The sequence below is a fragment of the Pseudomonas viridiflava genome (assembly GCF_900184295.1).
GTDB classification, from domain to species: Bacteria; Pseudomonadota; Gammaproteobacteria; order Pseudomonadales; family Pseudomonadaceae; genus Aquipseudomonas; species Aquipseudomonas viridiflava.
This window is the reverse complement of record NZ_LT855380.1, coordinates 1,849,275-1,872,454: the sequence shown is the minus strand read 5'-3', so window position 1 is coordinate 1,872,454 and position 23,180 is coordinate 1,849,275. Positions and strand designations below refer to the sequence as shown.

Genomic DNA, 23,180 nt, shown 5'->3' with positions numbered 1-23,180 from the left:
ATGCTCAACGCCAAGGTTACAGCTGGCTGAACAGGTTCAACTTGGACAACTGGACAAACACCTGCTGAGAGGCATCCAGCATGGTCTTCTGCAACGTCAGCCGTGTCGTGGCTTCAATGATGTCAGCGTTCACATAAGTGCCCTGCTCGACCGTGTTGTTGCCCTTGAGCAAATCATTCGTCGTACCCTGAGCCATCGCAGCAAGCTGACGCGCGCCGCCTGCCGCCGTCGCGGTCGAGACCTGCTCGATGCTGCTGCTCAGGTTACCCAGCGCCGACGTCAACGATGCATTGAGCTTTTGCGTTGCAACCAGATCGCCATCAGCCGGAGTACTCAATGCCTTGATGGCAGCCGTCAATGTGTTCAGCACGTTTTCAGTCTGACGGGTACCGGACTGAACGACGAACTGGTCACCTGCGGCCGGTGTGCCGTTGATTGCGAAATTGACCCCGGAAGCCTTGGCGTTGCCCCCAGCCATCGTCCCCGAAGAAACCGGCGTGCTGCTGCCGGTAATGGGCGAAGCATACAGTTCGTAATCAGTGGCACTGGTGAACCTGAGAATCGCGCCGCCGGTAGGGAATGTATTGTTGTACGCAGTCAGATCTGCAGCACTTGTGCCCACAGCCGAACTGCTCACAGTCGCGCTGGATGCGTTGCCGGGACTGCGGGTTGCATTGACGTTGTCCGGGGTCGACGCAAGGCTGTAGCTTCGATTGGTCATGGCGGCGTCTGCGGTGGCAGTCGTCGCCTTTTCCGCAGCAGACAGGTTGACGTTCAGGTTCATTTCCACACCACGGAATGTGAAGGTCTGAGCGCCAATACCGCCGCTGGTGTAGTTGCCTGCTGACGAAGCGTCTGTAGTGACGTCCTTGCCGGTGCCGTCGGTAATCCTGAATTGCGTACTGCTGGAGAACGTCAGCGTGTACGGCTCGCCACCCTGATAGGCAGAGTTGTAGACGCTGGTGGAGGTGACCAGGCCGCCGGACAGCACGACTTTGCCATCTTCCGTTGCGGGGGAAAGCCGCGTGGCGGACGTGCGCGTCGAGTTGATCGACAGCTCGAACGCCTCATAGCCAGTGGTATTGCTGGCCAACACCAGGCCATCACCCACAGAGAGGTTCATGCTGGTCTGGTCGCCGTTGTACACGTAAGTGCCGTCGGCAGACTCGGTATACGCGGGCGTCGACGACTTGGAACCGGAGAAAATGTACTGCCCGTTGCTGTCCTGACTGTTCATCAGGCCCAGCAGTTGGCTTTGATACTGCTTCAGTTCATTGGCGATGGCGACACGGCTCGCATCGGTGTACGTACCGTTGCCTGCCTTTACAATGGCCTCTCGAGCCAACTGCATGGTTCCGGTGATGTTGCTCATCGCCGTTTCGGAGTTGTCCACGTTGGTACTGATCGTGGCAATGTTCGATTCATACTGGGTCAGCATCGCATTCTGCTGAGTGAGCTGCAGAACGCGCGCTGCTCCTACCGGATCATCGCTCGCCGTGTTGAGCTTGATGCCGCTGGAGACTTCCTCGCCCGTCTTGATGACGTTCGAGTAGTTACGCTGATAGTTAGCGGTCGTGGATTCGTAGATCTGGGTGGTTGAAATACGCATGGCTCACGATTCCTTAAAGACTGTTGATCAGCGTGCTGAAAATGGTTTGGGCCGCCTTGATGATCTGCGAGGAGGCGGTGTAGTACTGCTGATACTTGATCAGGTTGGCCGCTTCTTCGTCCAGCGATACACCGGACACCGAGTCCCGTGCGGCCTTGGCCGTTGCCAGGACCGACTCGTTGGCCGTCACATCGCTCTTGGCCTGGGCGGTTCGCGTGCCGACCACCGAGACGATGTCTGCATAGGCACCGGAAAGGCTGGTGCCGACACTGCCACCCGTCACGCCTACCGATTTGGAGATCTGCAGGTTGATCATCGCCAGCGCGTTGCGGTTATCGGAAGAACCTGCGCCCGTCAGACCGATGCTGAAGGTGTCATTGACAATCGGCGTTCCGGAAAGGGTCATCTCGACCTCGAACGCCGTCCGGGTATTGGGCGTCGTGGTCGTGTCGGTATAACCGACGGCGAGCTTGATCTGGTTGTTCTGGCCCTGAATGATCGAACCACCGACAGCGTTGCCATTCTGGTCGAGCACAGCGGCACCGGTTGCATCCACCAGCGAATAGCTCTGAACGCCTGTGGCACTGGCAGCACCCATCACCAGCTTCATGGGCGTGGTGGTTTTCAGCGCATTGCGCAGATCGGCGGTTTGCGCGGAGTTGTAGATATCGGACTTGGTGGCAACCACCGGCTGGGTAAAGCCGCCGGTACCGGAGTTGCTGGTACCCGCCGTTGCGGTCAGGGGCGCCGCTGCCGCAATGTCCTTGGGATCAGTCAACGCCACGGCGATACCCGAGGCACCGTTGCGGGTCGGCGTCACTTTGAAGATGTCGCCAGCAGCCACCGCATTGCCACTCAGGCTCATGCTGAAGCCTTCGAACTGCTTGGGCGGGTTGTCGCTCAACGCACCTGTACCCACGCTTTCGCCGTTGGGCAGGCGACGTATCGTGTAGTTGTTGGTGTCGCTGAACGTGACTTCGTAATCATCGGCGGTCAGCTTGCTGGTGTCTTTGATGGTGACGCCCAGGTTGCCGGAGCCGGTGCTGTTGTTGACGTTGCCGGTGCTGCGCTGAAGGATCGCATCAGCGCTGTTGATGCTGGTGTACAGACCTGAGCCGAAGTTGCCCTTGCTGTCGATGCCCTGGCTCATCTGGCTGTTCATCTGATCGGCCAGCACCATGGCCACACGCCCCAGCTCATTGGCCGCCGGAACCAGTATGTCGGCGCGATAACGCAGAAGACCGCCAATCGAACCACCACTCACGACCGAGGTAACGTCTGTCTTGGTCTGACCGTAAGTGATCTGCAGGTTGTACTGCAACGGATCGGCCGCGCTCGGCGACGCACTCATGGTGTAGGCGTTCGCACCACTGACCAGCGATTGTCCGGTGCCGGTGTAGACATCGTAGTTGCCGTTGTTTTCGACCACTTTGACGCCGACCAGCTCGTTGAGCTTGCGAACGGCTTCGTTGCGCGAGTCCAGCAACGAGTTGGGCGTGGTATTGCCTGCCGACGCCTGGGTGATCTGCTTGTTCAGACCGGCGATCTGCTTGGTCAGCTCGTTGGCCTGAAGCGTGAAGGTATTGAGCTGTGCGTTGACGTTATCGTTCTGTGAGGTCAACTGTGCAGCCACCGAGTTGAAGCGCCCGCTGACCGAGGTTGCCTGGGTCAAAAACGCCGAGCGGCTGGACGCCTGCGTGGCGCTGCTGGCGACGCTCTGCAACTTGGTGAAGAAATCAGTCATTTGCGCGGCAACGCCGGTCGTACTGTCGGACAACAGCTGATCGGTCTTGGTCGCTTGCCCGGAGTAAGCCGTGGCATCGGCCTTGAGCGCTGTACTGGATTGCAATTGGCTGTCTAGGTAGCTGTTGTAGATGCGACGCACGTCGGACAGCGTGGTGCCGGTGCCGATGTAACCGACACCCAGACCGATGTTGATCTGTGCCGACGCCGTGGTCATCACCTGCTGACGCGAGTAACCGGCGGTATCCACGTTGGCCGTGTTGTTACCGATGGTGTTGATCGCGGCACTGCTGGCATTGATACCTGAGAGCCCAATTGAAATCAGCGACATGATTAAAACCTTATAAAGTCGTGGAAGAGCCCGTTGCAGCGGCGTACGTCTGGTAACTCTTCATCTGCTTCGCAATCTGCGAAATCTTGCTGGCATAGTCCGGATCTGTTGCGTAACCGGCCTTCTGCAATTCTTTTACAAACTGTTCTGGTTTATCGGCCGAATTGACCACTTCTTTATATCGATTGTTGTTCTGCAGCAGACTGACCAGGTCGTGGAAGCTGTCGGCATACGAGGTATAGGAACGGAAGTCTGCCGTCTCCTTGACCATCTTGCCGTCGCGGAACTCGCTGGTGATCGCACGCGCTTCCGGCCCTTTCCAGCTGCCAGCCGCCTTGATGCCGAACAGGTTGTGACTGCTGCTGCCATCCTGCTGACGCATGATGGATTTGCCCCAGCCGGTTTCCAGTGCAGCCTGCGCCACCAACATGACCGGATCGACGCCAATACGCGCAGCGGCTTCCTTGGCGAGCGGCAACATGGTTTCGACGAACTGGTCGGCGTTGCTGAACGCCCGCTTGGCCGGGGCCAGCGGTGGCTGAGCCATGGTGCGCACGTACTCCGGCGCAGGCGCCAGATTCGGATCCATCGTCCAGTCTCCATTCTGGCCGCCGGAACCGGCTACGGCGCGTGAAGGCATGGGGCTGTTGACTACGTTGGCAGCGGCGGTAGCCGACGGCACGATGCCCGCCAGCAATCTGTCAGTCAGTTTGGTCGGCAGCGACAGACGACGCGCATTGAGCAGCGCCATGTCGTTGCGGCCTTCACCGGACGCCGAAGCAGCCGCAGCCGCCTGATCGGCAGCCACCGAACGGGTGGCCCACAGCGGACGCTGATAGACGCTGTTCGCCAGACCGGTCTTGGCAGGTGCCGCCGGATCGGCAGTTGTTGCTGCCTGATCAGTTGGCGCTGCGTGCTTGATGCCCTTGTCTTTCGAGAGCTGACGCATCAGTACGTCCTGCAGACCAATGCCGTTGCCACGGGTGGAAAGCGTCACAGCCAGTTGCTGGTCATACATGTCCTGATACTGCCGCGTCGCCGCGGTGTTCATCGGGTTGTCCTTGGCCAGCACTTCGTTGGCCGAACGCATGGCCTTGAGCATCTGGCTGACGAACAGCGACTCGAACTCCTGGGCGACCTTTTTCTGGTTCGCCACACTGTCCTTGTCGCCATGCTTCAGCGATGCCAGACGATTGACGTCGGTATAGGCGCCCGAGTCGACCGGTGTGGAAATTCCACCCTTGATGTCCATGTACGCGCCCTCAGATGACGATCAGGTCGGCTTGCAATGCGCCGGCCTGCTTCAAGGCTTCGAGGATGGCCATCAGGTCACCGGGCGCAGCGCCCACCTGATTGACCGCGCGGACGATTTCGTCAAGCGTGGTGCCTGGACCGAACTTGAACATCGGGTGCAGTTCCTGCTGGGCATTGACCCGCGAACGAGGCACTACAGCCGTCTGGCCACCGGACAACGCGCCCGGCTGGCTGACAATCGGGTCTTCGGTGATGGTCACCGTCAGGCTGCCGTGAGTCACGGCGGCTGGCGATACCTTCACGTTCTGACCGATCACGATGGTGCCGGTCCGCGAATTGATGATGACCTTGGCCGCCGTCTGGCCCGGATCGACTTCCAGGTTTTCCAGAATCGACAGGTAATCGACACGCTGACCCGGATCCAGAGGCGCGGTCACGCGAACCGATCCGCCGTCCAGCGCCTGAGCCACGCCAGGGCCGAGCAGGTCATTGATCTTGTCGACGATGCGCTTGGCGGTGGTGAAGTCGGAACGGTTGAGGTTCAGCGTCAGGGTGTTGCCCTGATTGAAGCCGCTCGGCACCGAGCGCTCGACCGACGCACCGCCAGGGATACGACCCGACGACGGAACGTTGACTGTAATTTTTGAGCCGTCACGGCCTTCCGCGTCAAAACCACCCACCACCAGGTTGCCCTGAGCGATGGCGTAGACGTTGCCGTCGACACCTTTCATCGGCGTCATCAACAAGGCACCGCCACGCAGGCTCTTGGAGTTACCGATCGAAGAAACGGTGATGTCGACCGTCTGGCCCGGCTTGGCGAACGCCGGCAGGTCGGCGTACACCGCCACTGCCGCGACGTTTTTCAGCTGCACGGTGCCGGAACCGGCTGGCACCTTGATACCGAACTGCGACAACATGTTGTTGAAGGTCTGCAGCGTGAACGGCGTCTGGGTGGTCTGGTCGCCCGTACCGTTGAGACCCACCACCAGACCGTAACCGATCAATTGGTTGGCACGCACGCCGGAGATGCTCGCGATGTCCTTCAGACGTTCGGCGTGTGCGCCGAACGCTGTGGTCAACAACAAGGTCGCGGCTATCAGTTGCTTGAGCTTGATCATGTTTATCCCGCTATCAGAAAGGGAACAACGGGCTGAGGAAGAACCGGTCGAACCAGCCTGGCTGGCTGGAATCGGCGAAGGCGCCTGTCCCCGAATAGGTGATGCGTGCATCGGCAATGCGTGTGGACGAAACGGTGTTGTCGGTAGCAATATCGTCAGCGCGAATCAGACCGGCAATGCGCACCAGTTCGTCACCGGTGTTGAGCGTCATCCACTTCTCGCCACGTACCGCCAGAATGCCGTTGGGCAGCACGTCGGCCACCGTCACGGTCACGGAACCGGTGAGGCTGTTGCTCTGGGCAGCCTGACCACTGCCATCAGTGGCACGCTTGCCGTTATACCCGGCGTTCAGGCTCAGATCGTTGCTGCCGATCGGGTTATTGGTGGTCAGGCCCGAGCCGAACAACGAAGTCAGCCCAATGCTGTTGGTACTGTCTTTTTTCAGCGCCGAACTGGCCGCCTTGCTTGCTGCCATACGCTCAGAGAGCGTGATGGTGATGATGTCGCCAACCCGGAACGCCTTGCGGTCGCCATAAAGGTTCTGCTCGAAGCCTGCCTGATAGATCGCACCGTTGTTGGCCGCAGCCGACATCGGTGTGCGCGGCAACACCGGCGCGTAATAAGGGTCATTGGGCTTGGCGGACGGCGCCACGCAGCCCGACAGCAAAGCGATCCCGCACAATGAAGCGATCAACACTGAAAAACGCGGAACAACACTTAGGTGCTTCATGACACTTGAAACCTCGCGGTGTAACAGACGCTTATCAGGCGCCGCATCGGATTGAGCTTGAGCAACAGGCGGATCAAGGTGTTACAGGTTCTGAGTCAGGTTCTGCAGCATCTGGTCGGCGGTCGAGATCACTTTGGAGTTCATCTCGTAGGCGCGCTGGGTGGTGATCATGTTGACCAGTTCCTCAACCGTGCTCACGTTGGAGTTTTCCAGGGTGTTCTGCAGGGTAGGACCGAGGCCGTTCAGACCTGGCGTGCCGATCTGCGGCGCGCCGCTGGAACCGGTTTCCAGATACAGGTTGCCGCCGATGGCCTGCAGGCCGGCCGGGTTGATGAAGTCGGCGGTCTGGATGTTGCCGATGATCTGCGGCGTCGCGGTGGCGCCCGCCAAGGTGACCGAAACCGTACCGTCCTGACCGACCGTGAAGGTCTGGGCATTCTGCGGAACCACGATTGCAGGCTCGAGGGCATAACCGTTGGCGGTCACGATCTGGCCGTTGGCGTCCAGGTGGAAGGTACCGTCGCGGCTGTAGGCTACGGTGCCGTCCGGTTGAGTCACCTGAAAGAAACCACGACCGTTGACGGCCAGGTCCAGCGGGTTGTTGGTGGTCTGCAGGCTGCCGGCGGTGAAGTTCTTCTGCGTGCCGACGATGCGCACACCGGTACCCAGTTGCAGGCCGGAAGGCAGCTCGCTGTCCTGAGTGGACTGGGCGCCTGGCTGACGCTTGATCTGGTAGAGCAGGTCCTGAAACTCGGCGCGATCGCTCTTGAAACCTGTGGTCGACACGTTCGCCAGGTTGTTGGAGATCGTGGTCAGGTTGGTGTCCTGAGCGGCCAGGCCGGTTTTGGCGACGTATAGTGCAGGTAGCATGTGGATTCTCCTCGAGCGCCGGTTTGTCGGCGCAAGCTGTCAATAGTTAGCCAAGTTGCAAGACGCGAGCCATCGACTGGTCGTCTTCTTCGGCGGTCTTCATCATCTTGACGTGCAGCTCGAACTGACGAGCCAGGGCCAGCACCGAGGTCATCTCCTCGACGGCATTCACGTTGCTCGCCTGCAGGAAACCGGACTCGACCTGAACGTTGGCATCCACGTCGGCAGGCCGACCGCTCTTGGTGTGGATCAGACCATCGGGGCCTTTCTCCATCGTCTTCAGATCAGGGTTGACCAGCTTGATCCGGTCGACCTGCGCCATCACCTGAGGGCTTTCGCCAAGCGAACGAATACTGATGGTGCCGTCGGCGCCGATTTCGATCTGCTGCTGAGGCGGCACGGCAATCGGACCGCCGTTGCCCATTACCGGCAAACCGCTGCCGTCGCGCAGCACACCCAACGCATCGATGTTCATGCCGGAACTGCGGGTATAGGCTTCGCCGCCATCGGGTGTCTGGACCGCAATCCAGCCGTTGCCCTTGATGGCGATGTCCAGTTCACGACCGGTCTCGACCATGGCGCCGCCGGAGAAATCAGTGCCTGGACGCTCGCTCATGGCGTAGGCGCGTGAAGGCATGACCTCGCCGTACACGGGCATTGAGCGGGCCTGTTCCAGGTCGCGCATGAAGCCGTTGGTCGACACGTTTGCCAGGTTGTTGGCATGGGCCTTCTGCGCGATCGCGTTTTCAGATGCACCGCTCATTGCGACGTAAAGCAACTTGTCCACAGTCTTCCTCCTCCGACAGACGCTTGCCGCCTGTAGCTGTTCTGACAGTGAGAAAGCAATTTTCGAACCAACTCTTTACGCACGATACAAACGCTTGATTTACCAGCAAAAACGGGCGCACTCCAGCTGACCTGTGGCAAACGGCTATCCGATAGCGGCGGCAGACTGCCGCCTGCCTGCCAACACGGAGGACACACCGCCAAAAAAACTTCACTGCCCCCGCGTCGCAGTAGACAGGCAGTGATAATCTTGCGCTCACCACCCTGCACATCGGGAATCGACATGCCTGCTCGCACCTGGATTATCGGCATCGTCACCGCCAGCCTGACGACCTTCGCCCTGCTCGCCCACGCAGCGCCTGCCCACTATTACAAGTGGCAGGGCGACAGCCGTATCGTCTGTGCACAGACCAGCCCGGGGCCGGGCTGGACGCGATTGAAAGGTCACTTCGTCAAATCCGACTGCTCGATCTGAGCAGCCTCCCGACAGGTCGTTTTCGGATTGATCGTCGAGAAAACAAAAAGCCCCTTGAAGGGGCTTTTTGTTTATCGCAAAACCGACTTCATCAAGTCATCTGAATGGTGGTCTGCATGATGGTGCTTTGCGTCGAGATGGTCTTGGCGTTCGCCTGATAGTTGCTCTGCGCCTTGATCAGGTTGACCAGTTCCATGGTCAGGTCAACGTTGGACTCTTCCAGCGCCTGGCCGGTGATGTAGCCCAAGGTGCCCGACTGCGGAGTACCGCTGACCGGAACGCCCGACGCGAAGGTTTCACGCCAGTTGGTGCCGCCCGCCTGCGCCAGACCCTGCACGTTGGCGAAGTTGGTCAGCGAGGTCTGACCGATCACTTGCGACTTGCCGTTGGTGTAGGTGGCGAACAGGTTGCCGGTTGCATCCACGCTCATCGCGCTCAACTGGCCGGTCGCGTAACCATCCTGATCCTGAGTGAGCAGACCCGATACCGAAGCAGTCTGGGTGATGCCGGACATGTTCAGCTTGATCGTGGCCGCACCCGCAGCACCGTTGGCAGCCCAGGTCGTCGTGGTACCGGAACCGGTCTGCACGCCTGGCACCCAATTGTTGACGTTGAAGGTGCCGTCAGTGTTGAACGTGATGTTCGGGCTGTTGGTAGGTACAGCGCCAGGCGCGGTCACAACCAGATTACCCGCCGAGTTGAAGGTCAGGTCGTTCTTGTCGGCAGTGGTGGTGGCCGGGTTGGCGATGCTGCGGCCATCCATCAGCGAGTACATGGACCACGTGTTGGTGCCTGTCTTGACGAAGTACTGGTCCAGGGTGTGTGCATTACCCTGAGAGTCGTAAGTCGGCGTGCTGTACTTCATGTTGTAGCTTTTGGTATCTGTGGCATCGAAGGTCGACAGACTCGGCAATGGTGTCACCGAGTTCAGGTTGGCGACGTTGGTGATCGAACTGGTAGGCTTGGGCTCCAGGTTCGACGAATCAACGCGCAGATCGCTCAGTGCACCGGTGACGACGCTGCCATTGGCATCGACGTTGTAACCCTGCAGTTTCATGCCGCCGCTGTTGACGACAAAACCTTCCTTGTCGGTGTGGAACGCACCGGCACGGGTGTACAGCTTCTCGCCATTGTTGCTGAGCTGGAAGAAACCGTTGCCGTTGATGGCAAGGTCAAGGCTGTTGGCGGTGCCCGTGGTCAGGTTGCCCTGAGAGAACTGCTGGGAAACCGCTGCAGTGGAAACACCGCTGCCCACGTTGGTCTGGCCGGACGTACCGCGAATCGATTGCGCATACTGGTCGGCGAATTCCGCACGAGACGATTTGAAGCCGGTGGTCGCTACGTTGGCAATGTTGTTGCCGGTAACGTCAAGACTCTTGTTTGCAGCATAGAGCCCACTAAGACCGATATTGAAAGACATATTCCACTCCTGCGCCGTCTAGTCGGCTCTATATTCCGATCGTTTGAACTTTGGACAAGGCAACACTGCCGCTGGCCAGGTTGAGCTTTGTTTCAGCACCATTGACGCCCAGCGTGACGCTGTTGACGATCGCAGGCAGGTAAGTCGTGAACTGGGTGTTCTTGCCGTCAACCGAACCTGCAGCCGTGAAGCTGTAAGTACCGGCAGGTGCCACGGTGCCGTCGCTGGCCTTGCCATCCCAGGCAAAGCTGGTCGAACCGGCTGGCAGCGTGCCGAGGTCCACGGTATTGACCAGGTTCGACTGGGCGTCGTAAATCTTGACGCTCGTCACAGAGCTGGTCGCTGGCACTGCGATGGAGCCGACCATGCCCTTGGTGGTGTCAACCGCTGTGGAGCCGGCATTGATGATTACCGAGCGACCTACCAGCGACGACGCCTGGAGCGCCTGGGACGACTGGTAGCTGCCGGCAATCGAATCAACAGTAGAGGTCAGGTTCTGCAGGCTTTCCACACTGCTGAACTGAGCCAGCTGCGCCACAAACTCAGTGTTGTCCTGAGGATCCAGCGGGTTCTGGTTCTTCATCTGCGTGACCAGCAACTGCAGGAAGGAATCCTTGCCCAGCGTGCCCGTCGAATCAGTCTTCGTCGGCGTCGGGTTCTGAAGCGAGTTTACAAAACTCGTCGATACATTATTTTCAACGGCCATATCTTTCGCCTTCTATCACTGACCGAGGGTCAGAACCTTCTGCATCATGGATTTTGCGGTGTTCATGATTTCTGCGTTGGTCTGGAACGAACGACTGGCAGAAATCATGTCGGCCATTTCTTCCACGACATTGACGTTGGGGTAGTAGACATACCCGTTCTTGTCAGCCGAAGGATGATTGGGCTCGTAGCGCGCTTCGAGGTTGGAACTGTCTTCGATGATGCCGTTGACCTGAACGCCCTGCCCGGCTTCGCCCTGGTCCTGGAACAGCGACCCACCCGTGGACTGCTGACCCTGCATCACGGTGGCGAACACCGGATGACGGGCGCGGTAGGTGGCGTCAGCGCTCGAGGAAACGGTCTCGGCGTTGGCGATGTTACTGGCCGTGGTGTTCAGACGCGTGGTCTGGGCACTCATGGCGCTACCGGCAATGTTGAACACATTGGCTAGTGACATGAATTACTCTCCGCGAAGGGCTGCAACCAGCCCTTTGAATTTGCTGTTGAGCAAAGTGAAGCTGGCCTGGAAGCCCATGGCGTTCTCGGTGTAGCTGGCCTGCTCGACCTGGGAATCGACGGTGTTCTGGTCAAGCGATGGCTGCGACGGCGTGCGATACATCAGCGTGCCGTCCTGATTGCCCATGCCCTCGGCTTCGATGTGGCGACTGTTGGTCTTGTTCAGCGCAAAATGGCCGTTCTGGACCTTGTCGTTCTCGGCAGCCAGCACCGACGAAAAGTCGAGATCGCGCGCCTTGAAGTTCGGGGTATCAGCGTTGGAAATGTTGTTGGCCAACACCTCTGCACGCTGAGCCCGGAAATTGAGGGCCTTTTCGTGAATGCCTAGCGCTTTGTCGAAACTGATGCTCATGTCGGGAAACCTTTGCCGGTTGACCTGATTCTGTTGTCAGTGACAAAGCAATCGGCGTGCCACTTCTCAAAACGCAATGATTACGGGGCTTGCGGGCGGTGGCAAAGCGGCAATGCCAGAAAAGCGGCAAGGCATTTCCGCTGTAAAGAGGTAAAGCGGCAAGGTGGGTGCCGTTTTTTTGCCAGTATTCTGCTGGCAACCAGCGTCGGAGGACCACGCTCACGCAGGTCGCTTATGACTGCAGAGATCCGGCATACAGTCGATAGCTCTGGATGATCACAGGAATGATGTGCAAAGGGAGTTTCAAATCTTGGTCAACTCAGTCAGCACGAATAGCGCCTACGTACCGCCAGCCGCCAGCGCCACGAAAGCAGCATCGGCAAGCGCACCCACCAGCTCAAATGCAACTTCGTTTGCAACGGGCACCGCCGAAACGAACGCCGGGTTGTCTTCCCTTTCGCTTCAATTGAGCGAAAGCGCAACACGCGCAGCCTCCAGAGACTCAGCGTTAACCCGTCAGGAGCTGAGTGAAAAGGCAGCGCATCAGCTGAGCCAGATCGCAGGGCCTGGCTATGACGCAAACAAGGCCCGCAATAATGCAGAGGCTGTCGACAGTTACGATCCCGAACGACTGGCTCGCGCTGAGAAAGCGACTCGGTTTGTGAGCGGAGGTAGCGACAACCCCTTTGCAGGAATGCCCCGCAGCCAGCTTGCCCTGATCGCCTATGACGACAGCGACACCTTCACGGTGAACGAGAAGAGAGCAGCCTTCGAGGAGGACTTCCAGCAGGAATCACAGTGGCGGCAACAATTTGCAGCCAAAGCCATGGCCGAGTACAACGCAACCGGAAAACTCACCAACGCGTTTACCGAAGCACTCCAGCACTTCAAGGGCCTCCCGGCTATTGAACAGGCGCAATACCCGGAAGATTACGAAGCAAAATTACAAGGCTGGATCGACCTCGATTTCAATTACTGGACCCACACCGCCGAAGGCAAAGGCGGTGCTCAGCGCCTGTTCAGCCAGCTTCTGAAGCTGGATAAAAACCCGATCGACGAGAGCATTGCACGCGCTGATACCCGAGACAAAAGCCTCAGCCGCCAAGAGCTGAGCGAGAAAGCCCGTCAAGTGACGGAGCAACTGATAGGCCGCAGCTACGACGACAATAAAGCCAGGCACGATGCGGAAGTCCCCGACAGCATTGATCCTGATCGTCTGGAACGCGCCAAAGAGGCCACTCGTTTTACCAACGGCAGCGGCACAAACCCGTTCGCCGGCATGTCACGAGAGCAACTCTCCGTCATCGCGTATGACGAAGGTGGAGATTTCACCGTCAATGAGAAAAAAGCGGCGTGGCTTGAGTCCTACCATCAGGAAACAATCTGGCGGCAGAAAGTAGTGGCGCAAGGGAGTGCCGAATACAGTTCAACGGGCAAACTCACCCAGTTCTTCACCTCGGTGCTGGATCACTACAAAGCGCTGCCAGCCATTGAGCAGGCCACCTACGACGCCGGTTACGAGACCAGACTTCAGGCATTTATCGACCTGGATTTCAATTACTGGACCCACACCGCCGAAGGCAAAGGCGGGAGCGCTCAAAGCCTCCTGGAAAAATTCCTGAAGCTTGATGACACTGCGTTTGACCAGGACACACAGCCCACGAAACCTGTTCAACCTTAGCCAACTTATTTCCCATCCAATAAAAAAGAGACCCAAAGGTCTCTTTTTTATTTTCATTGAGTACAACCACTGCCAATCACTTGGCCTTGTAAATGATCCCCGGGCTGCACTGAACCATCTGGTAGTGATCCGGCAGGCCGTTGAGCGCTTCGGAAGCCCCCAGGAACAGGTAGCCACCCGGCTTGAGCGTGCCGTGGATGCGCAACAGGATGTCTTTTTTCACCTCAGCAGAGAAGTAGATCAGCACGTTGCGGCAGAACACGATGTCGAACTTGCCCAGCGCAGCGTAGCTGTCGAGCAGGTTGAAGGAGCGGAACTCCACGCGACTCTTGATCGGCGTCTTGACGACCCAGCGGCCCGGACTCTTGACGTCGAAAAAGCGCTGCAGGCGATCCGGCGACAGGCCGCGGCCGATGGCCAGGCTGTCGTACTCACCAGTCTTGCAGTTGTTGAGCATCGCACCCGACAGGTCGGTGGCAACGATTTGCGCGCCAGACTTGAGCTGGCCAGGGTTGGCGCGCTCGAATTCATCGATGGACATCGACAGCGAATACGGTTCCTGCCCCGACGAACAGGCCGCCGACCATATGCGCAGTCGCTGGCCGGGACTGGCCTTGATCTGCTCGGGAAGCACCTTGTTCTTCAAGACTTCGAAGGGGTAGGTATCGCGAAACCACAGGGTTTCGTTGGTCGTCATCGCATCGACCACCTGCTCGCGCAAGCCACTGCGCGGCTGGGTCTGAATGCGCTGGACCAATTCGCCAAGCGATTTGATGCTTTGCTGTTCCATCAGTTTGTTGAGACGGCTGGACACCAGGTACTGCTTGTTTTCCCCAAGCAGGATGCCACAGGCTTTTTCCAGAAATACCCGGAACTGATCAAAATCCAAATTACCCGTAGACAAGGTGCAGCCTCTCAAATCAGGTGAATCACCGGGGACGACGCCCCCGACTATTATTCCATTACTTATTCTGCTGCGTTGATACGCGCTACAACTCTGGCTGCCAGATCATCCGGCCGGAATTTCGCGAGGAAATCGTCGGCACCGACTTTCTTGACCATCGCCTGGTTGAACACCCCGGAAAGCGAGGTATGCAGGGTGATGTGCATTTTCTGCATGCGCGGATCGTTGCGGATCGCCGCGGTTAGGGTATAGCCGTCCATCTCCGGCATTTCAATGTCGGAGATCATCATCAAGAACTCTTCGTGAGGCTTCTTGCCCTCTTCGACCATCTTGCGCAGGTAGTCCAGCGCCTGACGACCGTCGTTCAGCGCAACCACCTCCACGCCGACCGTTTCCAGACAACGACTGACCTGCTTGCGCGCCACCGATGAGTCATCGACGGTCAGCACTCGCAGCGAGATTGCCTTGTGGTGAACCTCTTCATTAATGACGCCCACCGACACCTCTTCAGAGATCGGCGCTACCTCGGCGAGAATTTTCTCGACGTCGATAATCTCGACCAGCTGATTATCGACCCGTGTGACGGCGGTCAGGTAATGGTCGCGGCCGGTGCCTTTGGGTGGTGGATGAATCTCTTCCCAGTTCATGTTGACGATGCGCTCGACCGAGTGCACCAGAAAACCCTGAACCTTGGTGTTGTATTCCGTGATGATCACGAAGGAGTTGACCAGCGAGATCATGCCTGTCGAACCGGTTGCCATCGCCAGGTCCATGATCGGAATGGTGCCGCCGCGAATGCTCGCCACGCCCCGCACGATCGGACTCGATTTGGGCATGATGGTGAGTTTCGGGCATTGCAGCACTTCTTTAACCTTGAACACGTTGATGCCATAGAGCTGCTTGCCGTCGAGACGGAACAAGAGCAACTCCAGACGATTCTGACCCACCAGCTGCGTACGCTGGTTTACCGAATCCATTACACCTGCCATGCCGACCCCCTCTTACCAAAGCAACCGTTATCCACACACCAGACTGATAAGCGGCACGGGCTTTGCTTTTTATACGTCATGAACCCAAAGACGACAATTTCTCGACACTTGGCATTAGAAACCCGCAGGCTTCTGTGCGCAATCGGCATGCTGTGCCTTTTCAGCGTGACAAACCTGTGTCGCGCGGAGAATTTCACACTGCCTGAACAGCTTATCGGCGTTACCCAAGGGTTTCTTGAGTTCACAGTAGAAGACTATTTGGCAACCAACCAGATTGAGGGTCGTCATGACATCCAGGTCAAGCAGCTCGACCCGCGTATGCGCATGAATGCCTGCGACAAGGATTTGACAGCCGCACTGGAAAGCCCTCGCCCTGTCGGCCGGGTCACCGTGCGGGTTCGCTGCGAAGGCTCATCGCCCTGGACGGTGTTCGTGCCCGCCCAGGTGCAGCTGTTTCGTAACGTCGTGACCGTGACGCGCCCTCTTAAACGTGACGCCATCGTCACCGAAGATGACGTGGCAATGCGCGAGCGCGACGTCAGCAGTGTGGGGCTGGGTTTTATGTCTTCGCTGGATCAGGCGGTCGGGCAGAAGGTTGTCCGACCAATGGTCATCGATCAGGTGGTGACGCCCGTGGCGCTGGAGCAACCGCGCATGATTCACAAGGGTGATCAGGTAGTGATCATCGCCCGCAGTGGCTCGCTGGCGGTCCGCATGCCGGGCGAGGCCATGTCCGACGGCAGTTTCAACGAACAGATACGGGTGAAAAACCTCAATTCAAGCCGGGTAATCAAGGCGAACGTAACCGGTCCCGGACAGGTGGAAGTGGCCATGTGAACACATTGACGCTGGTATAGAAGACGCGTTTTTTCTAGACTGCGGTAACTTTCCGACGGTGAAAGCCTCTATTTGAGAAGCTTTATCACGACGAGCCTAAAGTTTTATCGGGGATGGCCGAAAAAAGGGCAAGCGTCCAAACACCCAGAGGTTTTTTATCATGGTCATAGACTTTAATAACCGTATCAACGGTGCGCAGTCCACACCCCGCGCCAATGCCATAAAAGAAGCAGGCAAGACCGAAGCAGCCACACCTGCCAGCAGCACTGCAGGCGTAAAAAGCACAGGGGAAACCGTTTCACTGAGCAACGAGGCTCAACAGTTGCAGAAAATCACTGACAAGCTCGCCGATCTGCCGACCGTCAACAGCGCACGCGTTGCTGAACTCAAGCAGGCCATCGCTGACGGTACTTACACAGTGGACAGCAACCGCGTTGCCAGCAAGCTGCTCAATTTCGAAACCCAACGCTAAGCCCGAGGCTCGCGCTGGATATTCTGGACGCTTAAAAACCAGAGCATGCGATGCAAGACACTACTTTGCTTCAGATGATCACCGACGACATGCTTCCGACCAGACAGCTGCATGAGCTGCTGCAGGCGGAGTCACTGATCCTTCAGGGTCGCGACATGGGCGAGATGGAACACGTACTGGCGCAGAAACAGGCGCTGGTGATTCTGCTCGAACAACATGGCCGCCGTCGCAGTCAAGTGCTGACAGGACTCGGGTTACCCTCTAACAGGCAGGGGCTTGAGCAACTGGCCAGCCATTCGGACATCGGCGAGCAGTTGCTTGCGGCCGCCGACGAGCTGAACGCGCTGATCGCTGAATGCCAGACGCTCAACGAGCGAAATGGCAGCCTTATTCAAATGCAACAGGTGAGCACTGCCCACCAGCTTCGCATTTTGAACGGAGGGGATACGCCGACCCTGTATGACAGTCGCGGTTCGACTGCCGGAAGAGCAAGACCACGCCCGCTCAGTCAGGCGTAACTTCCTGTATAAAGGTTTCGTGCGTAGTGGCAGAATGCCCGCTGTTGCGTTGCCGTAGTATTTTGCCTGGAGATGTAAGAACGTGAATGGCTCAAGCGCGGATGATGCTCCGCAGCCCCCGAAGGTTTTGAATACACCTTTGGAAATCGCCGCTAACCTGCGGTTACTCCTTGAAAGTCATGATCCGCTGATCATTACTTTCCACGAGCGCGCCCAGCGCTTTCAGAGCTACGTTATCGAAGTCGACCGAGAGACCAACGTCCTGGCGCTCGACGAAATGATCCCTCGCGATGGCGAACGATTCCTCACCAATGGCGAGTCCTTCCGGGTAGAAGGCTTTCACGACGGCGTGCGTATCGCCTGGGAAAGCTCGGAACAGATGGACATCGTGGACAATGACGGCCAGCGACTGTATCGCGGGCCGCTGCCAGAGGAAGTCATCTATCACCAGCGTCGCAACGCCTTCCGGGCCGCGCTCAAGCTTGCGCAACTGGTCGATATCGAAATCGGCGGCGATAAACTCAAGTCGCCACTCAAGGGCAAGCTGCTGGACATTTCGGCAACCGGCTGCAAGCTGCGTTTCGAAGGCGACCTTTCCGAGCGCATGCAACTGGGTCAGGTATACGAGCGCTTCATCGCCAGACTGCCTTTCGGCGCAATGACCGCCCCGGTGGAGCTGCGTTACCTGCATTTCGAGGAAAGGGTTCACACCACCTTTGCCGGCGTGCGCTTCCACAACATGAGCGGGCTGGTGCAACGTCAGGTTGAACGCTTCGTGTACCAGCTGCAACGTGAAGCCCGGCGCTTCGACAAAGACGACGACTTCTGACAGAACGTGCGTCTAAAGTGATTGCGGTAACTTCTACCGCAATCACGCAACACCCTCTTGATTCCCCTTGCAAACCTCCCCCAATTCCGAAAACCGATCAGGCCTTCCAGGTTTCCTCTTCGCGCTCTCGCTCGCCGTCTGCTGCGTGCCCGGTCTCGGCAACCTGCCCTTCTGGCGCTGAAGCGTGCTCGGCTACCGGTTCCGGTTCCGGCTCCAACTCAGGCTCAGGCTCAGGCTCAGGCTCAGGCTCGACAGTGGTTTGCATCTGATCCTGCACGACCTGTTCGTCCACACGCGGGTCAAGTGCCACGACAAGAGGCGAACTGGACATGCTGTCCGGCATGGCCACGTGGTGCAGCGGCGCATTCTCGACCTGGTGCAGGTGCGTAACGGCCTTGGGACGAATCAGCAGCATCAGTATGGCGCCAGCGCCGCAGACGAACACGTACAGCATGTGCCCGCCGAACATTTTCATGATCACACCCGCCGCCAGCGGGCCGATGCTTGCGCCGATCCCGTAGGTCATCAGCAGCATGGCGGTCAGCGATACGCGCCGCTCCGCCTCTACGTGGTCGTTGGCGAACGCCACGGCCAGCGGGTACAGGCAGAACTGCATCAGCGAGGCCAGAAAGCCCACGCCGAACAGCACTTCCACGGGCACGCTGGGGAAGACGGCAAGGGGCAGTGACGCCACGAACAGCGCTGCGGCGAACACCCGCATCAGTACTGAACGATCATAACGGTCGGACAGCAGGCCCAATGGCCACTGCACCAGAAACCCCGCCAGAATGCAGCAGCCCATGAACAGACCCACCTGCTCGGTCGTCAGCCCCTGCTCCGCTGCGTAGACCGGCGCCAGACCGTAGAAGGAGCCGATGATCAGGCCGGCGCCCAGCACCGCCGTCAGCGACTGCGGCACCCGCTTCATGAAGAACAGAGGTTCGAGTGGCGCGGGATGCAATGGCGCAGGGTGAATGGCGCGGGTCATGGCAACCGGCACCAGACACAGCGCAAAACACAGGGCCACCAGCATCAGCAATTCAGGCCCCAACTGCGGATGAACCACCAGCACCAGCTGCCCCAGCACCAGCCCCAGGTAGGACGCGATCATGTAACCGCTGAACACCATGCCTCGCTGCTTGGCGGCAGCCTGCTCGTTCAGCCAGCTTTCGATGACCATGTATTGACACATCATCCCCAGGCCGACGATGACCCGCAGAATCAACCAGGCAGGCAGCCAGGTGATCAGTCCATGCCCCAGCACAGCCGCACCGACGATCCCTGCACAGGTTGCATAAGCCCGAATATGGCCGACCCGGCCGATGAGCCGGTGGCCGATCTTGCCGCCCAACACCAGGCCGAAATAGTTGGCCGCCATCAAGGCGCCGACCCACAGGCTGTCGACCTGATCGGCAGCCAGACGCAGGGCCAGATAGGTGCTCAGCAGACCCGAGCCGATCAACATCATCAACGAGGCAAAATACAGCGCTCGAAAGGACTTCCAGATTTGGCGCATCGACATTCCAAAATACAGAGTCGCCTGAACAGGCGAGCCCGAAACAACGTTCTTTAAATCTGGGCAGCCAGTACGCGCCGTTCCCAGGGGGTAATTTCATCGAGAAAGCTGGTCAGTTCCAGGGTCTTCGACGCAATGTAGCCTTCGATGAATTCATGACCAAACAGTTCCTTGGCCAGGTGACTGCATTTCAGACGCTCAAGAGCGGCCTGCAAGGTACACGGCAACGTCAATTCTTCCGGCACCTGGATCTCGCCCTGCACGGCAGGTGTCGGCTCGATGCCCCGCTCGATCCCGTACAGCCCCGCCGCGAGGCTGGCAGCGATGACGAGATAAGGATTGGCATCGGCACCCGGCAGACGATTCTCGACGCGCCTGGCCGACGGTGCACTGGCGGGAATTCGCAGACCGGCGGCGCGGTTGTCATAGGACCAGCAGGCGTTGTTGGGTGAAGCGAACGGATGGAATAGACGCTGGTAAGAGTTCACGTTCGGCGCGAACAAGGCCGTGAAGTCTGCCATACAAGTCTGCAGCCCACCGATGAAGTGCCTGAACGTGGGCGTCGACTGGCCGTCCTCGGCGCTGAATACATTGCGACCGGAGACCGCATCCACCACGCTCTGGTGCAGGTGCATCGAACTGCCGGGCGTGTTCGCCAGCGGTTTGGCCATACAGACCACAATGACGCCATGTTTGAGCGCCACTTCCTTGAGCAGGTGTTTGAACAGAAAGGTCTGGTCGGCCAGCAGCAACGGATCGCCATGCAGCAGGTTGATTTCAAACTGACTGACGCCCATCTCGTGCATGAACGTATCGCGTGGCAGGCCCAGCGCCGCCATGCAGGCGTACACCTCGGTGAAGAACGGCCGCAGCCCGTTGTTTGAACTGATGCTGAAGGCCGAGTGCCCCAGCTCGCGCCGACCGTCCAGCCCTACAGGCGGCACGAACGCCTGAAGCGGATCCGGATTGGGGGCAAATACGAAGAACTCGAGTTCAGTGGCCACCACCGGTGTGAGGCCGTACTCGTCATAGCGGGCAAGTACGGACTTGAGCTGACCGCGTGTCGAAAGCGCGCAGCTGGTACCGGTCAATTCATCGGCGTCGCAAATGGCCAGTGCACGTGGCTGATCGCTCCACTGCAGACGGTGCAGCTGCGCAGGGTCGGGGACCAGCGCCACGTCACCATCATCACTGCCGTAGAAACGCGCCGGTGGATAACCGCCCATGATGCATTGCAACAGCACGCCACGCGCCATCTGCAATCGCCGTGCTTCCAGAAATCCTTCGGCGGTCATGACCTTGCCACGCGGTACGCCATTGAGGTCCGGCGTCACGCATTCCACTTCGTCAATGCCCGTCAGTTGCTGTGCAGCCGAACGGGCGTCATTGCGGTTCATTGCTCAATCCTTGCTGAGAGTTAAGGCCATCCTGCGGCAGTGCCTACAAAATACGCAACGGGCGTTCGGGAGATCAAGCGCTGAAACATAGCGTGAGACCGCTCACAAACCGAACCCCTCAAACGGCTCAAACTGAACTCTTGGCTGGTTTTTTGCTTTTATCCAAGTCAAAACAGTTTGGCCGCCATTTTTATGTCGATCGCCTGTGCGTGACGCGCCATGCGCCTTAAAAATGACCTGTCGAACGGCAATCTTCTGCGACACGTGTTGAGAGCTTTTCATGAGCGCACCGATTCCCGTCACACGTCCCCTGCTGCCGCCCCTTGAGGAATTCATTCCCTATCTCGAGCAGATCTGGGACAGCCACCAGCTCACCAACGGCGGACCGTTCCACCAGCAGCTCGAGAAAGAGCTGGCCAGCTATCTGGGCGTTCAACATCTGTCGCTGTTTTCCAACGGGACCCTGGCCTTGATGACCGCCATCCAAGCGCTGCGGATCAAAGGCGAAGTCATCACCACGCCCTACTCGTTCGTTGCAACCGCGCACTCATTGCTGTGGAACAGCCTGACGCCAGTGTTCGTCGATATCCAGCCCGGCACCTACAATCTGGATCCGGACCGCATCGAAGAAGCCATCACGCCGGCGACTACCGCCATCATGCCGGTGCATTGCTACGGCATCCCGTGTGACGTCGACCGTATCCAGCAGATCGCCGATCGCTATGGCCTGAAGGTCATCTACGATGCCGCCCATGCCTTCGGCGTGCAGCATCGCGGTGAAAGCCTGCTCAGACATGGCGACCTGTCGATCCTGAGCTTCCACGCCACCAAGGTCTTCAACACCTTCGAAGGCGGCGCCATCGTCAGCCCGGACCTGAAGACCAAACAACGTATCGACTACCTGAAAAACTTCGGCTTTGCCGACGAAGTCACCGTGGTTGCGCCAGGCATCAACGGCAAGATGAGTGAGATCAACGCAGCGTTCGGCCTGCTTCAGCTCAAGCACATCGATCAGGCACTGATCAGGCGCCAGCGTATCGACGAGCTGTATCGTGCTGCGCTGGCGGCAATCCCCGGTATAGATATCGTCTGGCAGAGCGCCGAAAAACATAACTACTCGTACTTTCCGGTGCTGGTACGCGAGACGTTCGCCGTGTCACGCGACGCGCTGTATCAGCGAATGCGTGATCAGAACATTCTGGCCCGCCGCTATTTCTACCCACTGATTTCGACGTTCCCGATGTACCGGGGTCTGGATTCGGCCAAGCCGGAACGCTTGCCGATCGCCACCGGCCTGTCGAATCAGATCCTGTGCCTGCCTATTTACGACAGCCTGACCGATGAAGCTTTCGACAGCATCATCAATGTCATCGTCGCTGCCAGTAACGAGAACCGCTAATGCGAACGTGTCCGGTCTGCTCCTGCCGATTTCCGAATTTCTACCCGATGGACAGAGGTCATCTGGAAATTTTTCACCGTTTGAACGTGTTCTACAGCGTGGACGATTTCGAAACCCTGAACGTCGGTCAATACAGTTGCCCTGAATGCCAGGCCTCGGACCGGGACCGGCTTTACGCGTTGTTTGCCATGCACCTGCTGAATAATCCGCCGGGGCAACCCTTGCGCATTCTCGACATTGCGCCAGCCGTTGTGCTGTCGAAATTCCTGCGCAGCCTGCCCAACGCCCGCTATCGCTCTGCCGATCTGTTTTCGCCGCTGGCTGATGACGTGGTCGACATCATGGATATGCACCTGTATGCCGACGAGTCCTTTGATTTCATCGTCTGTTCGCATGTTCTGGAACATGTGCCTGATGACCGCAAGGCCATGTCCGAGCTGCACCGGGTTCTGGCCAAGGGTGGCTCTGCGATCCTGATGGTGCCGATTCTGCTGACCGCGACCGACACAGAAGAAGACCCCGATGAGTCCAGCGTCGATGAGCGCTGGGCGCGCTTCGGTCAGGACGATCATGTGCGGATGTACGCCAGGCATGACTTCGTTTCGCGTCTGGAGGCGTCCGGTTTCAAGGTCGATGCGCTGGGTTCGGAAGCATTCGGCGAAGGCGTATTCCGGCAGCACGGCATTACTGATCAGTCGGTTCTGTATGTGGGCCGCAAGGCCTGACGAC

General features: G+C 58.5%; 24 protein-coding genes. 8 read left to right on the top strand and 16 right to left on the bottom strand.

What is annotated here, in order from left to right; translation table 11 throughout:
• Window positions 1–16 precede the first annotated feature (16 nt).
• The 7 genes from CFBP1590_RS08870 to CFBP1590_RS08840 all read right to left on the bottom strand — a co-directional run bounded on the left by CFBP1590_RS08870 (window position 17) and on the right by CFBP1590_RS08840 (window position 8,442).
• Entirely contained in the window at window positions 17–1,609 is a 1,593-nt protein-coding gene (locus CFBP1590_RS08870; RefSeq protein WP_029242791.1) for a flagellar hook-associated protein 3, read from the bottom strand.
• A 13-nt stretch (window positions 1,610–1,622) separates the two neighbouring features.
• On the bottom strand, window positions 1,623–3,683 hold the full coding sequence (gene flgK, locus CFBP1590_RS08865; RefSeq protein WP_088234867.1) for a flagellar hook-associated protein FlgK: 2,061 nt from the start codon (window positions 3,681–3,683) through the stop codon (window positions 1,623–1,625).
• Window positions 3,684–3,693: 10 nt separating this feature from the next.
• Window positions 3,694–4,935, bottom strand: a complete 1,242-nt coding sequence (gene flgJ, locus CFBP1590_RS08860; protein ID WP_088234866.1) for a flagellar assembly peptidoglycan hydrolase FlgJ — start codon at window positions 4,933–4,935, stop codon at window positions 3,694–3,696.
• A gap of 10 nt (window positions 4,936–4,945) precedes the next feature.
• Entirely contained in the window at window positions 4,946–6,055 is a 1,110-nt protein-coding gene (locus CFBP1590_RS08855; RefSeq protein ID WP_004880722.1) for a flagellar basal body P-ring protein FlgI, read from the bottom strand.
• Between the two features lie 13 nt (window positions 6,056–6,068).
• Entirely contained in the window at window positions 6,069–6,785 is a 717-nt protein-coding gene (gene flgH, locus CFBP1590_RS08850) for a flagellar basal body L-ring protein FlgH (protein WP_004880720.1), read from the bottom strand.
• An 81-nt stretch (window positions 6,786–6,866) separates the two neighbouring features.
• Window positions 6,867–7,655 (bottom strand): flagellar basal-body rod protein FlgG, encoded by a 789-nt coding sequence (gene flgG / locus CFBP1590_RS08845; RefSeq protein WP_002554310.1) that lies wholly within the window; start codon window positions 7,653–7,655, stop codon window positions 6,867–6,869.
• Window positions 7,656–7,701: 46 nt separating this feature from the next.
• Complete coding sequence (locus tag CFBP1590_RS08840) at window positions 7,702–8,442, bottom strand: flagellar basal-body rod protein FlgF (protein WP_029242787.1); 741 nt, start codon at window positions 8,440–8,442, stop codon at window positions 7,702–7,704.
• Between the two features lie 282 nt (window positions 8,443–8,724).
• Here CFBP1590_RS08840 and CFBP1590_RS08835 point away from each other — a divergent pair, with 282 nt between their 5' ends.
• Window positions 8,725–8,916: a hypothetical protein gene (locus CFBP1590_RS08835; RefSeq protein WP_004880715.1), complete on the top strand. Its 192-nt coding sequence runs from the start codon at window positions 8,725–8,727 to the stop codon at window positions 8,914–8,916.
• A 91-nt stretch (window positions 8,917–9,007) separates the two neighbouring features.
• On the opposite strand, the gene flgE is transcribed toward CFBP1590_RS08835, so the two are convergent.
• Genes flgE through flgB form a run of 4 tightly spaced genes read right to left on the bottom strand, consistent with a single transcriptional unit; the run spans window position 9,008 to window position 11,909 of the window.
• Window positions 9,008–10,336 carry a flagellar hook protein FlgE gene (gene flgE, locus CFBP1590_RS08830; protein ID WP_004880714.1) on the bottom strand — a complete coding sequence of 443 codons (1,329 nt, stop codon included), beginning with the start codon at window positions 10,334–10,336 and terminating at the stop codon, window positions 9,008–9,010.
• A 28-nt stretch (window positions 10,337–10,364) separates the two neighbouring features.
• Entirely contained in the window at window positions 10,365–11,042 is a 678-nt protein-coding gene (locus CFBP1590_RS08825; protein WP_004880713.1) for a flagellar hook assembly protein FlgD, read from the bottom strand.
• A 15-nt stretch (window positions 11,043–11,057) separates the two neighbouring features.
• On the bottom strand, window positions 11,058–11,498 hold the full coding sequence (flgC, locus tag CFBP1590_RS08820) for a flagellar basal body rod protein FlgC (RefSeq protein WP_004880711.1): 441 nt from the start codon (window positions 11,496–11,498) through the stop codon (window positions 11,058–11,060).
• A 3-nt stretch (window positions 11,499–11,501) separates the two neighbouring features.
• Entirely contained in the window at window positions 11,502–11,909 is a 408-nt protein-coding gene (flgB, locus tag CFBP1590_RS08815) for a flagellar basal body rod protein FlgB (protein WP_004880709.1), read from the bottom strand.
• Between the two features lie 310 nt (window positions 11,910–12,219).
• Here flgB and CFBP1590_RS28055 point away from each other — a divergent pair, with 310 nt between their 5' ends.
• Complete coding sequence (locus CFBP1590_RS28055; protein ID WP_231991836.1) at window positions 12,220–13,590, top strand: hypothetical protein; 1,371 nt, start codon at window positions 12,220–12,222, stop codon at window positions 13,588–13,590.
• 76 nt (window positions 13,591–13,666) lie between these two features.
• On the opposite strand, the gene cheR is transcribed toward CFBP1590_RS28055, so the two are convergent.
• Both cheR and CFBP1590_RS08795 read right to left on the bottom strand, forming a co-directional pair.
• On the bottom strand, window positions 13,667–14,494 hold the full coding sequence (gene cheR, locus CFBP1590_RS08800) for a protein-glutamate O-methyltransferase CheR (RefSeq protein WP_004880708.1): 828 nt from the start codon (window positions 14,492–14,494) through the stop codon (window positions 13,667–13,669).
• A 62-nt stretch (window positions 14,495–14,556) separates the two neighbouring features.
• Window positions 14,557–15,483, bottom strand: coding sequence for a chemotaxis protein CheV (locus CFBP1590_RS08795; protein ID WP_004880707.1), 927 nt, complete (start codon window positions 15,481–15,483; stop codon window positions 14,557–14,559).
• A gap of 78 nt (window positions 15,484–15,561) precedes the next feature.
• Between CFBP1590_RS08795 and flgA the strand changes: the two genes are divergently transcribed.
• The 4 genes from flgA to CFBP1590_RS08775 all read left to right on the top strand — a co-directional run bounded on the left by flgA (window position 15,562) and on the right by CFBP1590_RS08775 (window position 18,139).
• Window positions 15,562–16,320 (top strand): flagellar basal body P-ring formation chaperone FlgA, encoded by a 759-nt coding sequence (gene flgA / locus CFBP1590_RS08790; RefSeq protein ID WP_088234865.1) that lies wholly within the window; start codon window positions 15,562–15,564, stop codon window positions 16,318–16,320.
• 160 nt (window positions 16,321–16,480) lie between these two features.
• On the top strand, window positions 16,481–16,792 hold the full coding sequence (gene flgM / locus CFBP1590_RS08785) for a flagellar biosynthesis anti-sigma factor FlgM (protein WP_088234864.1): 312 nt from the start codon (window positions 16,481–16,483) through the stop codon (window positions 16,790–16,792).
• Between the two features lie 50 nt (window positions 16,793–16,842).
• Window positions 16,843–17,310 carry a flagellar protein FlgN gene (locus CFBP1590_RS08780; protein WP_025995186.1) on the top strand — a complete coding sequence of 156 codons (468 nt, stop codon included), beginning with the start codon at window positions 16,843–16,845 and terminating at the stop codon, window positions 17,308–17,310.
• Between the two features lie 82 nt (window positions 17,311–17,392).
• Entirely contained in the window at window positions 17,393–18,139 is a 747-nt protein-coding gene (locus tag CFBP1590_RS08775) for a flagellar brake protein (RefSeq protein WP_025995185.1), read from the top strand.
• Window positions 18,140–18,236: 97 nt separating this feature from the next.
• On the opposite strand, the gene CFBP1590_RS08770 is transcribed toward CFBP1590_RS08775, so the two are convergent.
• From CFBP1590_RS08770 to CFBP1590_RS28050, 3 genes are all read right to left on the bottom strand, one after another.
• The gene (locus CFBP1590_RS08770; RefSeq protein WP_088236386.1) at window positions 18,237–19,655 is read right to left on the bottom strand and encodes an MFS transporter; all 1,419 of its coding nucleotides are present in this window, start codon (window positions 19,653–19,655) and stop codon (window positions 18,237–18,239) included.
• Window positions 19,656–19,708: 53 nt separating this feature from the next.
• Entirely contained in the window at window positions 19,709–20,950 is a 1,242-nt protein-coding gene (locus CFBP1590_RS08765; protein ID WP_167383116.1) for a glutamine synthetase family protein, read from the bottom strand.
• A gap of 204 nt (window positions 20,951–21,154) precedes the next feature.
• Window positions 21,155–21,334, bottom strand: coding sequence for a hypothetical protein (locus CFBP1590_RS28050; protein WP_127051617.1), 180 nt, complete (start codon window positions 21,332–21,334; stop codon window positions 21,155–21,157).
• On the opposite strand from CFBP1590_RS28050, the gene vioA reads away from it, so the two are divergent.
• Both vioA and CFBP1590_RS08755 read left to right on the top strand, forming a co-directional pair.
• Window positions 21,333–22,451: a dTDP-4-amino-4,6-dideoxy-D-glucose aminotransferase VioA gene (gene vioA, locus CFBP1590_RS08760; protein WP_004880695.1), complete on the top strand. Its 1,119-nt coding sequence runs from the start codon at window positions 21,333–21,335 to the stop codon at window positions 22,449–22,451. The two genes, CFBP1590_RS28050 and vioA, sit on opposite strands and share 2 nt — an antisense overlap.
• Entirely contained in the window at window positions 22,451–23,176 is a 726-nt protein-coding gene (locus CFBP1590_RS08755; protein WP_029242784.1) for a methyltransferase domain-containing protein, read from the top strand. Before vioA ends, CFBP1590_RS08755 begins: the two co-directional genes overlap by 1 nt.
• The last annotated feature ends 4 nt before the right edge of the window (window positions 23,177–23,180 follow it).

Bases quoted from the DNA above. Each gene is read 5' to 3' on its own strand.
- CFBP1590_RS08780 (WP_025995186.1), top strand. From the start codon at position 16,843: ATGCAAGACACTACTTTGCTTCAGATGATCACCGACGACATGCTTCCG.
- CFBP1590_RS08870 (WP_029242791.1), bottom strand. From the start codon at position 1,609: ATGCGTATTTCAACCACCCAGATCTACGAATCCACGACCGCTAACTAT.
- CFBP1590_RS08755 (WP_029242784.1), top strand. From the start codon at position 22,451: ATGCGAACGTGTCCGGTCTGCTCCTGCCGATTTCCGAATTTCTACCCG.
- CFBP1590_RS08795 (WP_004880707.1), bottom strand. From the start codon at position 15,483: ATGGCAGGTGTAATGGATTCGGTAAACCAGCGTACGCAGCTGGTGGGT.
- vioA (WP_004880695.1), top strand. From the start codon at position 21,333: ATGAGCGCACCGATTCCCGTCACACGTCCCCTGCTGCCGCCCCTTGAG.
- flgG (WP_002554310.1), bottom strand. From the start codon at position 7,655: ATGCTACCTGCACTATACGTCGCCAAAACCGGCCTGGCCGCTCAGGAC.
- flgM (WP_088234864.1), top strand. From the start codon at position 16,481: ATGGTCATAGACTTTAATAACCGTATCAACGGTGCGCAGTCCACACCC.
- flgB (WP_004880709.1), bottom strand. From the start codon at position 11,909: ATGAGCATCAGTTTCGACAAAGCGCTAGGCATTCACGAAAAGGCCCTC.
- flgC (WP_004880711.1), bottom strand. From the start codon at position 11,498: ATGTCACTAGCCAATGTGTTCAACATTGCCGGTAGCGCCATGAGTGCC.
- CFBP1590_RS08825 (WP_004880713.1), bottom strand. From the start codon at position 11,042: ATGGCCGTTGAAAATAATGTATCGACGAGTTTTGTAAACTCGCTTCAG.
- flgJ (WP_088234866.1), bottom strand. From the start codon at position 4,935: ATGGACATCAAGGGTGGAATTTCCACACCGGTCGACTCGGGCGCCTAT.
- CFBP1590_RS08770 (WP_088236386.1), bottom strand. From the start codon at position 19,655: ATGCGCCAAATCTGGAAGTCCTTTCGAGCGCTGTATTTTGCCTCGTTG.
- flgH (WP_004880720.1), bottom strand. From the start codon at position 6,785: ATGAAGCACCTAAGTGTTGTTCCGCGTTTTTCAGTGTTGATCGCTTCA.
- CFBP1590_RS08765 (WP_167383116.1), bottom strand. From the start codon at position 20,950: ATGACCGCCGAAGGATTTCTGGAAGCACGGCGATTGCAGATGGCGCGT.
- CFBP1590_RS08855 (WP_004880722.1), bottom strand. From the start codon at position 6,055: ATGATCAAGCTCAAGCAACTGATAGCCGCGACCTTGTTGTTGACCACA.
- flgA (WP_088234865.1), top strand. From the start codon at position 15,562: ATGAACCCAAAGACGACAATTTCTCGACACTTGGCATTAGAAACCCGC.
- flgK (WP_088234867.1), bottom strand. From the start codon at position 3,683: ATGTCGCTGATTTCAATTGGGCTCTCAGGTATCAATGCCAGCAGTGCC.
- CFBP1590_RS08835 (WP_004880715.1), top strand. From the start codon at position 8,725: ATGCCTGCTCGCACCTGGATTATCGGCATCGTCACCGCCAGCCTGACG.
- flgE (WP_004880714.1), bottom strand. From the start codon at position 10,336: ATGTCTTTCAATATCGGTCTTAGTGGGCTCTATGCTGCAAACAAGAGT.
- CFBP1590_RS28050 (WP_127051617.1), bottom strand. From the start codon at position 21,334: ATGAAAAGCTCTCAACACGTGTCGCAGAAGATTGCCGTTCGACAGGTC.